The sequence below is a fragment of the Arthrobacter psychrolactophilus genome, from assembly GCF_003219795.1.
Taxonomy (GTDB): Bacteria; Actinomycetota; Actinomycetes; order Actinomycetales; family Micrococcaceae; genus Specibacter; species Specibacter psychrolactophilus.
Genome location: NZ_QJVC01000021.1, coordinates 36,624 through 50,181, shown reverse-complemented (window position 1 = coordinate 50,181; position 13,558 = coordinate 36,624). Strand labels below are relative to the sequence as shown.

General features: G+C 62.2%; 10 protein-coding genes. 7 read left to right on the top strand and 3 right to left on the bottom strand.

From position 1 onward, the window contains the following. Positions 1-67: 67 nt before the first annotated feature. The gene (locus CVS30_RS15245) at positions 68-1,084 is read left to right on the top strand and encodes a LacI family DNA-binding transcriptional regulator (protein WP_220033933.1); all 1,017 of its coding nucleotides are present in this window, start codon (positions 68-70) and stop codon (positions 1,082-1,084) included. Between the two features lie 13 nt (positions 1,085-1,097). On the opposite strand, the gene CVS30_RS15240 is transcribed toward CVS30_RS15245, so the two are convergent. Next, complete coding sequence (locus tag CVS30_RS15240) at positions 1,098-2,024, bottom strand: N-acetylglucosamine kinase (RefSeq protein WP_281268086.1); 927 nt, start codon at positions 2,022-2,024, stop codon at positions 1,098-1,100. 17 nt (positions 2,025-2,041) lie between these two features. Between CVS30_RS15240 and CVS30_RS15235 the strand changes: the two genes are divergently transcribed. The 3 genes from CVS30_RS15235 to corA all read left to right on the top strand — a co-directional run bounded on the left by CVS30_RS15235 (position 2,042) and on the right by corA (position 4,720). After that, a complete protein-coding gene (locus tag CVS30_RS15235; protein WP_110486411.1) occupies positions 2,042-3,070 on the top strand; it encodes a nitronate monooxygenase in 1,029 nt (342 codons plus the stop codon). Between the two features lie 106 nt (positions 3,071-3,176). Next, on the top strand, positions 3,177-3,692 hold the full coding sequence (locus CVS30_RS15230) for an Lrp/AsnC family transcriptional regulator (RefSeq protein ID WP_110486410.1): 516 nt from the start codon (positions 3,177-3,179) through the stop codon (positions 3,690-3,692). Positions 3,693-3,724: 32 nt separating this feature from the next. Further along, positions 3,725-4,720 carry a magnesium/cobalt transporter CorA gene (gene corA / locus CVS30_RS15225; RefSeq protein ID WP_110486409.1) on the top strand — a complete coding sequence of 332 codons (996 nt, stop codon included), beginning with the start codon at positions 3,725-3,727 and terminating at the stop codon, positions 4,718-4,720. A 28-nt stretch (positions 4,721-4,748) separates the two neighbouring features. Here corA and CVS30_RS15220 read toward each other — a convergent pair whose 3' ends face one another. Continuing rightward, positions 4,749-6,050: an ATP-binding protein gene (locus CVS30_RS15220; RefSeq protein WP_110486408.1), complete on the bottom strand. Its 1,302-nt coding sequence runs from the start codon at positions 6,048-6,050 to the stop codon at positions 4,749-4,751. Between the two features lie 198 nt (positions 6,051-6,248). Here CVS30_RS15220 and CVS30_RS15215 point away from each other — a divergent pair, with 198 nt between their 5' ends. Continuing rightward, positions 6,249-6,881 carry a malonic semialdehyde reductase gene (locus CVS30_RS15215; RefSeq protein WP_110486407.1) on the top strand — a complete coding sequence of 211 codons (633 nt, stop codon included), beginning with the start codon at positions 6,249-6,251 and terminating at the stop codon, positions 6,879-6,881. Positions 6,882-7,207: 326 nt separating this feature from the next. Then, complete coding sequence (locus CVS30_RS15210; protein WP_110486406.1) at positions 7,208-10,516, top strand: family 20 glycosylhydrolase; 3,309 nt, start codon at positions 7,208-7,210, stop codon at positions 10,514-10,516. Between the two features lie 90 nt (positions 10,517-10,606). Here the strand turns inward: CVS30_RS15210 and CVS30_RS15205 are convergent, their stop codons facing one another. After that, entirely contained in the window at positions 10,607-12,484 is a 1,878-nt protein-coding gene (locus CVS30_RS15205) for a lipase family protein (protein ID WP_110486405.1), read from the bottom strand. A 73-nt stretch (positions 12,485-12,557) separates the two neighbouring features. Here CVS30_RS15205 and CVS30_RS15200 point away from each other — a divergent pair, with 73 nt between their 5' ends. Next, positions 12,558-13,553 carry a malate dehydrogenase gene (locus CVS30_RS15200; RefSeq protein ID WP_110486404.1) on the top strand — a complete coding sequence of 332 codons (996 nt, stop codon included), beginning with the start codon at positions 12,558-12,560 and terminating at the stop codon, positions 13,551-13,553. Positions 13,554-13,558 lie beyond the last annotated feature (5 nt).

Here is a 13,558-nt window from a genome sequence, read left to right as displayed (position 1 = left end):
TGTTACAAATAAACATTCTTAGAACTACCTCGACATGATCGTTCCGTCGGCAAAGGAAAACAATACTGTGCAGCCATTCACCCGTGGTCCGTCCATGCGAGATGTCGCGACCGCGGCAGGAGTCTCCGCGCAGACCATCTCCCGCGTTCTGAACGATCACCCCAATGTGCAAGAAAGCACGCGCCGCCGCGTGTTGGCCGTGGTTGAGGAGCTGGGCTACCGCCGGAACAACACGGCCCGCGCCCTTGTCACGGGCCGCTCTAAAACTATTGGTGTTCTGACCCTTGCCACCAATAACTTCTCGAAATCAGCGCTTACGCTCGGCGTGGAACTTGGCGCACGCGAGGCTGGCTACACCGTCAACGCCGTGACCTCCGATCTCAGTGTGCAGGGGCTGACCTCTGCCGTCGGCCGTCTGGTGCTGCAGGGTGTCGACGGGATTGTTATTGCCGCGCCGCTTCAGGGTGCTGCCGATCAGGTTTCCAAGCTGACCCAACGCATCCCCATCATCAACACCGATGGTTCCACCAGTTTGGGCGAACGCGTGGTGGGTGTGGATCAAGATATTGCCGCAGTTCTGGCCACACAGCACCTCTTGGATCTGGGGCACCAGACGGTCTGGCATGTGGCTGGCCCCCAAGAATGGTCCGATGCCTTGGCCCGGCGCAATAGCTGGCACCGAACCTTGCACGATGCCGGACGTGAGGCGCCGCCCGAGCTGGAGGGCGATTGGAGCCCGGAGTCTGGCTACCGTAACGGCCTGATCTTGGGCCGCAAGCCAGAGGTGACGGCCATTTTTGTGGCCAGCGATGAGATGGCATTCGGGGTGCTCCGGGCGCTGACCGAGCTTGGCCGGCGGGTCCCGGAAGATGTCTCCGTGGTGGGCATCGATGACATCGATCTCGCGGCCTACTCCAACCCGCCACTGACCACCGTGCGACAGTCCTTTGAGGACACCGGCCGGCGCGCGGTGGCGAGCATCGTGGCTCAGATTGCCAACCCGGCACTCGTGAGTACCCCCGATTTGGTGGCGCCGACCTTAATTGTCCGCGGCAGTACGGCTCCCCCGCCCGCCGCGGACTAACAGCCGATCGCGGTTAGGCCGTGGCGGCGGCCTGTGCCTGCGCCACCAGCAATGGGATGCCAAAGATGGGGTCCTGCGCCAAGATGTGCACATCGCTAATGCCGCGCTGGGCCAGTTGGGCGCTAAAGGCTTCCTGTAGCGCAGGGACGTTGCTGCCGATGCCGCTGCCCAAGACAATCGGGCCCGCGATGTTCAGCTGACCGGCGACCTTGGCGGCCATCCCGGCCAGGTCTTCGGCGGCCTGGTCGACCAGGGCCAAGGCCTGCTCGTGCCCCTTTGCTGCCGCGGCAAAGATGACCGGTGAGGCGGCCGCCCAGTACCGGCGCGTGGTGCCCTGGTGGAAGTGCGCGATAAGCTCACCGGGCGCCTTGAGTCCGCAGTAGTTCAGTAACTCCGTGGTGAGGTCATCGGCAGGCTGCCCGGCATCCATGCGTCGCAGGCTGTGCCGCACCGCCTCACGAGCCAGCCAGTAACCGCTGCCCTCGTCACCGAGCAGGTAACCCCAGCCCCCGGCCCGGGCAGACTCCCCTGCTGCATTGGTCCCCCAGGCGGCGGATCCGGTTCCGGCAATCACGGCCACACCCTCGGTGGCCCCGGCGGCCGCGAGTAGCAGGCGGGTATCGTGCACCACGGTGATCGTGGCGTCAGGGACAAAAGGTGCGATCAAGACACTCAAGGCGGCGGCGTCGTCGTCCGTATCGATGCCACCGGCACCGACAAAAACCACCGTGGACCCGGTGGCCTCCAGTAGGCCAAAGAGTTCGGCCATATTTTCCTCGGCGGTTTCCTGGCTGACGTTCTGCACATTGGTGCTGCCAACGCTGACATCGGAGGTCAGCATGCCGTCGCTCCACACGATGCCACGCGTCTTGGAGCCGCCAATATCTAACCCGACAAAGCGCGCCGGGTACGTAGCTGAGTTCAAAGTGTTAGTGTCCACCAAACTAGACTAATGCCATGTTCGTCACACCCTTGATCGCCGCACCCATGGCCGGTGGAACCACGACGCCGGAACTCGCCTTAGCCGCCCACGGAGCCGGAGCATTTGCCTTCGCCGCAGGCGGTTACAAGACAGCGGAGCAGCTTGCCACTCACTTAGCGCCCCTTCGCGCAGCCGGGCACGACTTCGGCGTGAACTTATTTGTACCGCGCGCCGAGCCGCTCTCCGCTACGGCATCCGCAGCGCTGGCAATGTACCGCTCGGAGTTGCGCGCCACGGCCGAGCGTTACGGTGCCGACGTTCCCGAGCTGCTTCTGACGGAGGACGATCCGCGGGTGCAGGACTCCTGGGAGGAGAAGCTTGAGTTGCTGCTCGCCGATCCGGTCCCCCTTGTCAGTTTTACCTTTGGGCTGGCTCCGGCACCGCTTGTCACGAAACTACACAAAGCCGGTAGCCAGGTAGTGGCCTCCGTGACGAGCGTGGCCGAGGCGCTCGCCGCTGTCGAAACTGGCGTTGACGCGTTGATGGTCCAACATGCCAACGCCGGCGGGCACACGGCGGCCTTCCTCCCAGCACCGGCCCAGCCGCCGGCGAGCCTGTCCGAGCTCATCCTGGCCGTCCGATCGGCCGTGAACCTCCCCCTGATCGGCGCCGGCGGCATTGCCAGCTCCGCGGACCTCAAGGCCGTGCTCGCGGCAGGGGCCGTGGCCGGCGCCATCGGCACGGCGTTGATCCGCACGGATGAAAGTGGCGCACGCCCGGTCCATAAGGATGCGCTGGGCGATCCGAGCTATACCCAAACGGCCATGACTCGAGCCTTTACCGGTAAAGCCGCCCGAGCCCTCGTGAATGATTTTGTGCGGGAACATTCAGCCACGGCGCCACGGGCCTACCCAGAGGTGCATTTCTTGACAGTACCCCTCCGCGCCGCCGCAGCAACGGCCCACGATCCGCGCGCGTTGAATCTGTGGGCCGGTTCGGGATGGCGTCAGGCTCGCGAGGGTTCCGCCTCCCACGTGATCGTGGACTTCCTCAAGGGACTGTAACCCGACTGCTGTTAGTCCAATATTCGGTAATTTGCTAGTATGGCGAACTATCGACTGCCCCATCCGGCGGTGGTGGACCACGTCATCATGAATCTTGGAGGATCCCATGGCATCAGCGACGAAGAACGTTCGACGAGAGCAACCCCAGGGCCACCCTTCCTTCGAACCCCTCGACGCCGTCGACCGACAGATCATCGACACCCTGGTCGCGGACGCACGCATCACCAACCGGGACCTGGCAGACGCAGTGGGGATCGCGCCGTCGACCGCTCTCATGCGCACACGGGCTCTCATGGAGCGTGGCGCGATCGAGGGTTTCGAGGCGAAACTGAACCTCTCCTCAATTGGCCGATCTGTCCAGGCGCTCATTGCCGTGCGATTGCGCGCGCATAACCGCGATGAAATTGACACCTTCACGGCGCGGGTTCCGCTGCTGCCCGAGGTCCTTTCCACTTTCCACACCTCCGGTTCCGTGGACTACCTGCTGCACATTGCCGTCCGCGACACCGATGCCCTGCGCGACTGGGTTTTGGATAACCTCACGACCGATCCCGTGGTTGGTCATACGGAAACCACCCTCGTGTTTAAGCACATCCCCGGACACACCGGACCGCTGGACTAAGCTTCCACACCTGACTCGTCCATAATGAGCAGGTGACCATCATCGATAACGCCGTGTACGTGAACGGCTCACGCTTTGCCAATCCCCATAGCCTCGAGCAAACCTATGAGGTCATGGATTCCTGTGGCGGCATGGCATGGATTGGCATGTTCCGTCCCGATGCCGCCGAGATGAAGTCTCTCGCCGCCGAGTTTTCCCTCCATGAGCTCGCGGTCGAAGACACGATCATGGCTCACCAGCGCCCCAAGCTGGAGAGGTACGACGACGTCCTCTTCACGGTACTGCGGCCCGCCAGATACATCGACAAGGATGAAACGGTGGAGTTTGGCGAGCTGCATATTTTTACCGGCAAGGACTTTGTCGTCACGATTCGCCACGCCGAGACTCCCGGGTTAGCCTCCACGCGCACCAGGCTCGAGGCGGACCCGAGGCTGCTCGCCATGGGCCCCGAGGCCGTGTTGTACGCGATCATGGACCAGGTGGTCGATGACTACCAGCCAGTGGTCAACGGTTTGGAAAATGACATCGATGAGATCGAGGACCAGCTCTTCGCCGGTGACCCCACCGTCTCGCGCCGCATCTACCAACTTTCACGCGAGGTCATTCAGTTCCAGCGCGCCATCCACCCTCTGCGCGAGATGCTGGAACGGCTCAAGTCAGGCTTCGTGAAATACCACGTCGACGTTGAGCTGCAGCGGTATCTGCGCGATGTGGAGGACCATGTGGAATCCGTCACGGCCCGGGCGGACTCCTTCCGGCAGCTGTTACAAAATGCGTTGACGGTGGACGGAACATTAACGACCAACCGGCAAAATGAGGCCAGCGCTGCGGAAAACCAGCAGATGAAAAAGATCTCTTCCTGGGCTGCCATCTTGTTCGCGCCGTCCTTCGTAGGATCCATTTACGGCATGAACTTCGATCACATGCCCGAATTACACTGGGCCTTTGGCTATCCCTTCGCCCTGGCTCTCATGTTCTCCGTTGGGCTGGCCATGTACCTCATCTTCAAGAAGAAGACCTGGCTGTAATCCCCTGTTTTAATCCCCGGCGGGAGGCTTAGGTTCGTGCCAGCGCCGCAATGTCCTCCAAGAAGTCCGCAGCCACGGCGTCGCTCACGGTCGCCTTGGTCTCGGCAATGGTCTCTAAGTAGTCTGCCGTCACGGGGCCGCGCGGGACTGCCGGGGCACCACTTGCGGGGGCAACGTCGTCGAACAGGGCCTTTTCCAGGGCCCGCTGCGAGGCGCTGCGGGCAGCGAACTCAATGTCTGCGGGCGAGAATCCGCCACTTGCCGCAACGAGCGTCACAACATCGATCTGCTCGAGCACCTGGGCAGGAATGAAGCGGTTCCACATAGCAGAGCGTGCCTGCTCGTCGGGCAGCCCAATCGGGATGACGTAATCGAAGCGGCCATGGCGCAGGAAGGCCGAGTCCAGCGATCGGATGAAGTTGGTGGCGCACACGAGCAAGCGGCCGGGCTGATCGCGGAATGCCGGGATGATCTTCAGCAGCTCGTTGGTGACACCTTGCATAGGCGAGGGCGGCTCCCCCGAACGCTGCGAGGCAATCTCCTCCACCTCGTCGATGAAGACCACGGCATGTTCAAGCTCGGCAATCTCCAAGAAGGTCTGCCGCAGGGCACCGGCGAGGCCGCCCGGCTCCCCCGCGAGCCTCGAGGGGAAGACCTCGACAAACGGCCATTCGAGGCGTGAGGCGATGGCCTTGGCAAAAGTTGTTTTCCCTGTTCCGGGAGGACCAAAAAGCACGACGGCGCGGGGCGGCACAACACCGAATTCTTCCGCGAGTTCAGACTCGGCCAGGGGCATGACCAGCCTTCGCTCCAGGAGTTCCTTTTCGGCACTCATCCCGGCGACGCGGTCCCACAGGTCACGTGGCAGGATGCGCCCGCCGAGGTCCTCCAGTGCCCCGAGTTCGGCTCGTTGTACGGGGATATGCCGTTCAAAGTAGCGCAGGTTTTTCTTGATCACGAAGCCCCTGTTGGTGAAGGCTTCCACACGGGTTTCTGTTTCCGGCATGAGTGCCGAGAGCTTGTTCAGCCCGTGAGCTGCCATGCGGTTCTCAACGGCTGAGAGCAAGAGTGTGCCGATGCCGCGTCCACGGAACGCTGGCAGGGTTGCGAGGAAAACGATCCAGCCTTGGTCGTGAGCCGCCCGGCCCACTGCCGCACCAACAATTTGTTCGCCCTGCACGGCCACCACAGCGTGGTCCTTCTCGCAGGAGGCGAGGACCTCGGAAAGGTCATAGACGGGCTCGACGTCGTTCTCCCGTAGCGACTGCCACAGAGATAGAATCCCTTCAACGTCCTGCGAATGAAAATCGCGAATGGTCCATGCCGTCATATCCCTACCGCTCCTTTGCGTTAGCCCGTGACGCCATCCTGACACAGTGCACCATCGGCGGGGAACAATTACGTCCACGACTTAACCCTTGCGGGCGGCGGAAAATGTGTCGCAGCTCATGCCGAAACCGGAAACAACCACGGCCTCCGGGACGCTGAGGATTGATGAGAACCTTCTTTAGCTAGAGAAAGCCGGACCATGAGCATTGCCGTTGCCACCGAAATCGATTTAAACTCCCAGCTCGTCCTCGACAACGAGGCCGTCTCGACCTTGTTCCTGGACGCCCGCACAGCCAATAGCTGGTCCGATGAGGAGATCTCCGATGAGACGCTCCAGGCCATCTACGAGCTGACAAAGATGGGCCCCACGGCCTTCAACAGCCAGCCCCTGCGCCTCACCTGGCTTCGCTCGGCCGAGTCTCGCGAGCGTTTGGTCCCGCATCTGATGGACGGCAACAAGGAGAAGACCCGCACCGCACCGATGGTAGCCATCTTGAGCTTCACCAACGAATGGCATTCCCTCATGCCCACGACGGCTCCGCATATGGCAGGTTCCTTGATGGAGATGTTTGAGGGCGACCTTGCTGGCCGCAATGCCATGGGTTCCAACAATGCGCACCTACAGGCCGGTTACTTCATCATGGCAGCCCGCGCCGCTGGCCTCACGGTGGGCCCCATGACCGGCATCAACCCGGCCGGCATCGATGCTGAATTCAATGCCGATTCCTCACACTCGGTCATCATGGTGGTCAACCTCGGCAAGCCCGGCGTTCCCAGCGACCGCGACCGCCTGCACCGCCTGGACTTCGACCTGGCCACCGTAACGTTGTAAATCTGTTCCACAGTTTTTCAGTCCGCCGGTTCTGCCTGCGGCCTGCTTTTCCCCCAAGCGCGCTGTCCTCGTTTTCCACGAAGGGCAGCGCGCTTTTGCGCGCCCATTCCATAAGCGGCACCGCTGGGCGCCAAGCGCCGCTGTCAGCGCCTGACACTTTTTCATGATCCCGACGTGCTCCACCGATCCGAGGGTGCTGCCGCTTTCACGTCGCGTCGCAGCGCTACGAGTCGTTCTGGCGGTTAATAGCCTTCCCAAAGGGTTGTGATATGGATAACATGAGCACCGTGTGACCCAGATCCCTCATTTCGAAAAAGGATGAACATATGCATTCCTTGTTGAAGAAGGCCTTAGCGATGGCGGTGGTGGCGCCGGCCATGCTGCTGACGATGGCGGCACCGCCCTCGGTGGCCGCCCCCGGTGATCCTGTTGCCGGCAATGTTGCCGCAAGGAACGTTGCCCTAGCCTCGGCCGGCGCAACCGTCACCTCCTCCGGCGACGAGACGCCCGGACGCAACGGCACAGCCTTGGCGAACGACGGCGATCCCGCCACACGTTGGTCCTCCAACACGGCAAACAACGCCCAGATTACCCTCAAGCTCGCGACCCCCACGGTCATTGACCATGTCACTATCAAGTGGGAAACAGCCTGTGCTGCGAAATACAAACTTCAGGTCTCCACCGACGGCATCACCTTTGTGGACGCCACGGACGTCATCTCCCCCATGTGCGCCGCCGACGACACCCAGAAGCTCTACGCCGCATTGGCATCCACGCCGTACCAATACGTTCGCATGCAGGGCATTGACCGCACCCCAATCGGTGGCATCAAGTACGGTATGTCCATGTGGGAATTTGAGGTCTGGGACGGACCGGAAGCCGCTGCACCCGTACCTGCCGAAGGCGTGAACTTGATTCCGCTTCCGGTCAATCTGGCTACGCCCGACAAGGCGCCCTTCACGCTGGGTGCCGGCTCGCGAATCGTGGCCAATAACCCTGAGACTAAGAAAACCGCTGACTACCTGGCCGCTATTTTCCGCACCTCCACCGGGCTGGCACTGCCCGTGGTGACAGGCACCTCAGGCGACGCGGACGACGTCGTTCTTCTCCAGACCCCGGGTGAGATCCCCAACCTCGGTGCCCAGCTTCAATCCGAGGCTTACACGCTTACGGTGGGTGCCGACACGGGCGTGAAGGTCACCTCGCCCACGAGCGATGGCGTCTTCAATGGCATCCAGACGCTGCGCCAGCTCTTCCCCGCCTTCATTGAATCCAAGCAAAAGGTCATCGCGGACTGGAGTGCACCCGCCGTCGAAATTTCCGACGCACCGCGCTTCGACAAACGCGGCATGATGCTTGACGTGGCACGCGATTTCAAGCGCCCCGATGAAGTCAAGAACATCATAGACTCCCTGGCTGCCTACAAGATTTCCACGCTGCACATGCATCTGGCCGACGATCAAGGATGGCGCATCCAGATCACCAACGACGGCCGGAAGTCGGGCGACACGATCGACTACGACCAGCTGACCGGCATCTCAGGCAAGACGGCAGTGACCAAGAACCTCAGTTACCAGGACGAACTCGGGCACACCGGTTTCTACACGCAGAAGGAATACAAGGACATCGTGGCCTATGCGGCCTCGCGCCACATTGAGATCATTCCGGAAATCGATGTTCCCGGCCACACCTCCGCCATTCTGCACGCGATCCCGGAGTTGAACACCGCCGGAGCTAAGCCGGGCATCGACGAGTGGGGCGTTGTCCCCGCCGACGGCACCGGGAATGTTGGCGGCTCCACCCTTGACGTTGCCTCACCCATCACCTGGACCTTCTTGGAGCATGTGTTTGGCCAGATCGCAGGCATGACCACCAGCGACTACGTCCACATCGGCGGGGACGAGTCCCACGTGACCGGCCACGACAACTACGTCGAGTTCGTTACCAAGACCGTGCAGATTATTCACGGCCTGGGCAAGAAGCCGATCGGCTGGAATGAGTCCGCCATTGGCGGGCTCACAGCAGGAGACGGCATCCAATACTGGACCGGCGGCACAGCCGATACCCTCAACGCCATCAAGAACAAGGGCGCCAAGCTCATGGTCTCCAACGGCTCCACGTCCTACATTGACATGAAGTACAACGCCAAGACGCCCATCGGCCTGACCTGGGCTGGCACCGGAGACTTCCCGAAGTACTACGACTGGGATCCGGCCGGAACCGTCAAGGATGCCGGGGCGAAACTGCCCGACTCGGCACTGCTCGGTGTGGAAGCGGCCCAGTGGTCCGAGACCATCCGCGGCGGCAATCAAGCCGAGTTCATGGCGTTCCCACGTGTCGTCTCCTTTGCCGAAATTGGTTGGACCCCGCAGGCGCAGCGAAACGTGAACGATTTCAAGGTGCGGATGGCCTCCATGGGTCAGCGCATGCTTGCGACCGGCACTAATTTCTATGACGGCAACCAGGCCAAATGGCGCTCCTCCATGGCCGGACTGCCCGTGGCTGTTGCCCCGGGCAAGACACTGACCCTCAACGTTGGCCAGCTGGCGGCACCTGGCACGAAGGCCTCGGCAGACGGCTCAAGCATTGCTGTTGACACGGTTGATGATGCTGATGGCGTGAGCGCCTCCAGCATTCTTGGCAGCCTTGGTGTGAGCGTTGACTGGGGCGACGGCACCGCCGCCACCCCGGCGACGATCGTTGCACTCAAGGCCCGTCATTCACTTGCCGCCGGAAGCCTGTACCAACTGCAGGGCACGCATTCCTACGCCACCGAGGGAACTTACACGGGAACGCTCACGGCCAGCAACGGGGCGACGGCGAGCTTCACCGTGGCTATCGCCGCAGGCACGGCCGACCCTGCCGCGCCAGCCGTTTGGGACTCCTCCCAAACTCCACTTCTGGCCGTCACAAATGCCACCACCAAGGCCGGTTACCGCGCCAAAACGACGCTCAGCGGCTTCGAACCCGGAAAGCATGTTGTGCTGACCCTTGGCGGTAACCGCGTCGGATCTGTTCTCCCGGATGCCGAAGGTCAGCTCACCTTCCAGATGCCGGTGTACCCCGCCACGTATAGCGGAAAGTTCGAGGTCCTAGCCACCCAGATCTCCTCGACCGGAACACGCACTGCCAAGGACAGCCTGAAGGTCAAATCAAAGCTGATTCCGCTGGAGAACAAGATCCTCCAGAGCGAGCTGAGCATTGAATCCGTCACCTCGGAGGAGCTCACGGGTGAATCCGCGCCGAGCGGTCCGGCTACGGCATTGCTGGACGGCAAGATTGACAGTTACTGGCACACCCAGTGGCAGGGCAGCACCACACCGTTCCCGCACAGTGTGGTCATCGACCTGGGCAAGAGCTACGCCGTCACCGGCTTTGAATACACTCAACGCCAGTCCAACTCCAATGGCAAGATCAAGGACTTCGAGCTCTATGTCTCCGACAGCCCCACCGAGTTTGGCGCCAAGGTTGCCTCCGGAACGTTCCTTGATGTGAGCCGTTCACAGATCACGGCCGTTTCCGGCGGGAAAGTTGGCCGTTACCTCAAGCTCACGGCATTGAACTCGATCGCTGGCAACGCGTTTGCCGGCGGCGCCGAGGTCAACATCGGAGGAGAGGCTCCCGGCGTCCGCTGATCCCGGAACTGAACCCACAACTGATGCTACAGCGGGGCCTACCAATGACATTGGTAGGCCCCGCTTGTGTTTGGGGCGAGCCTGGCCGATCTAGGGCAGATCCGTGCAATTGCTGGTGGCGGGCTTACCCTCGATGCGGTCTTGGGTCCAGGCCAGCAGATCGGCAATCAAGGGCGAATCAGGGGACACAACTCCCATGTGGTCCTTGCCCTCATACTTCTTGTATTCAAGTTCCTGCCCGGCCTTGCACCGTGCGGCAACGTAGGCGTCCTGCACGGCAGGAGTCACCAGCGGATCCGCCGCACCCTGAGCAATGAATAACGGTGCCGAGATAGGCAACACCGGCGTGTTCTCGCGCAGCCGATCGCCCATGGCTCCCGTGGTGGGATCCTTGCTGAAAATCGTCCGGTCTTTATCGATCGCGAGGGCATTGACAGCTGACACCAAGACCCCGGGCTCCGACAGGCAACGTGTGGACATTTCACGCACAAACGTTCTGGCCACGGGCGTGATGTACTCGTTGAAGGAAACGTCGGGATAGTTGTCGGCATAGGCAGCAGCCACATAGGAGGCAAACACGCTTCCAATGGAGACTGTATGCAGGTTCGCCAACAGTCCAATGGCGTCACTGGCCGGTGCCATGGCTGACACACCGCTGATTTTCACATCCGGCGCGTAACTTGCAGCCAATCCACCGGTCCACAGTGCTGCCTGTCCTCCTTGCGAATGGCCCCACACGACGGTTTCTTCAGCCATGGTCAGCTCGTCCTGCTCGGTGTCCAGCGCCTTCGCCGCCCGCACCGAATCCAGTACTGACCGGGCCTCGCCTTGACCGATCAAATACGGCTGCGGCCCCTTGGTCCCCAGACCTGCATAGTCGGTCGCGACTAGCACCCACCCGTTCTCGACAATATGGTCAAGTGCCGGCAGCGCACCCGCGTCGAAGGATTCCGGTAGGTTCGACGGCGCACACGGCTCGGAGTAACCTGTGGTGCCGTGGGCCCAGGTGATGACGGGTCTCGGCTCGCTGGCGGGTTTCAGTGAGGTAAGTACGACGGCGCTTGCCACGGCCGGCGTGGAATCGTCCCCGGTGGTGGTGTACAGAATCCGCCACGCCTTGGCGTTCTCCGGGACACCCGTGGTGAAGGGTTCGCTCCTGAGCAACTGCCCGGGCTCATCGGGAACCGTGGCCGGCGCAGCATAAAACGCGTCCACACTGGGGGCACCACTACGCAGCTGCGCGCCAAGACCGGCGACGGCGACAGCGAGGACCAACGACAACACGGCACCGATGACCCGCATCCAACGCCGGAAGTGCTTGGGCCGGGTCGTCGATGCAGCGGAAGCCGTTCCCACAGCGGAAGTGGCAGCCGTGCGCCGTCGTGCTCGCGAGAGCGTGATAGCTTCGGCCAAGGCATTCCACACGCGGCCTAGGCCAAAGAGCAGGGTTCGGGCACCAAAGAGGATGGCCACCAGCAGCAGCGTCACGTCCGGCCAGGCCAGCGCCACCACACCAAAGATCAGGTCTGCGAGCGCAAGGATGATCGCCGAGACACGTTCATCGGCCGGGCGGACCTTGCCGCGAATGGCCCCCATCGCCCGGATCACGCCGGAGACTATCAGTGAGGCGGCGATGAACACGGGCAGCACCGCCATGGCGCCACCGGCCCAGACCAGAACCACGAGTCCGGCGGCAACCCAGCCCCAGCCGAGTACCATGCGGATGCCCCCGGAACCGGATTTTTCGTTCTCGATCAGATCGGAGATCCCGGAGATGATGAAGCTGGCGCCGGCGTAAAGCGTCAAGGCCCCCAAAGAAGAAAGCGGTTTGGTGACTAGGGTCAATCCCAGCCAGATGCAGAGGCCACCCACGAGGAGTGCAACCCACCATGGCGACTTGGCCAGTATTCCGGGGACAGCACGGGCACGAGCAGCCCATGTACGTTTCGTTTGCTGACCCTGCGACATCCAGTCCCCTTTGGTTGTTACTGCGCTCCCGGCAGCCTGCCATCAACTCTACCTGCGGGACTAGACTGGCTGCATGAACGCACATGCTCCAGCCCCCGTCACCGTCACGGTCACCGGGGCCGCAGGCCAAATTGGTTACGCGCTGCTGTTCCGGATTGCCTCTGGTGCCATGCTGGGCCCTGACGTCCCGGTCAAGCTGAACCTCCTTGAGGTCCCGCAGGCGGCCAAGGCGGCAGAGGGCACGGTTCTGGAACTGATGGACTGCGCGTTCCCGCTGGTCGCGGGCCTTGAGGTCTTTGACGATCCCACCAAGGCGTTCGACGGCGCCAACATCGCACTGCTCGTCGGCGCCCGTCCGCGCGGCCCAGGCATGGAACGGGCCGATCTCCTCAGCGCCAACGGTGGCATCTTCTCTGTGCAGGGCAGGGCCTTGAATGAAGGGGCAGCCAGCGATGTGAAGGTTGCTGTCGTCGGCAACCCAGCCAACACCAACGCGTTAATTGCGGCCTCCCACGCGCGTGACATCCCTGCGCAACGTTTTACCGCCATGACCCGGCTGGACCACGACAGGGCCGTGGCACAATTGGCGGCCAAGACCGGCGCTCCCGTGAGTAGCATCAGCAAGCTTGCCATCTGGGGTAACCACTCTGCTTCCCAGTACCCGGACATCACGCACGCAACTGTTGGCGGCACCCCGGCAACATCGTTGGTGGAACAGTCCTGGATTAGCGAAGAGTTCATTCCGCGTGTGGCCCAGCGCGGAGCCGAGATCATCGCCGTGCGCGGCGGCTCCTCGGCAGCGTCGGCCGCCAATGCCGCCGTCGAACATATGAGGCTGTGGGTGCAAGGCACTCCGGCCGGAGACTGGACCAGCATGGCCGTCCCCTCCGATGGTTCCTATGGCGTGCAGGAAGGTTTAGTCAGCTCCTTCCCCGTCACCACCAGCGGCGGCGACTACGCCATCGTGCCGGGCCTGAACATCAGCGACTTCTCCCGAACCAGGATCGATGCCTCCGTGGCGGAACTGCTTTCGGAACGCGACGCCGTCACGGAATTGGGCCTGCTCTGACACGC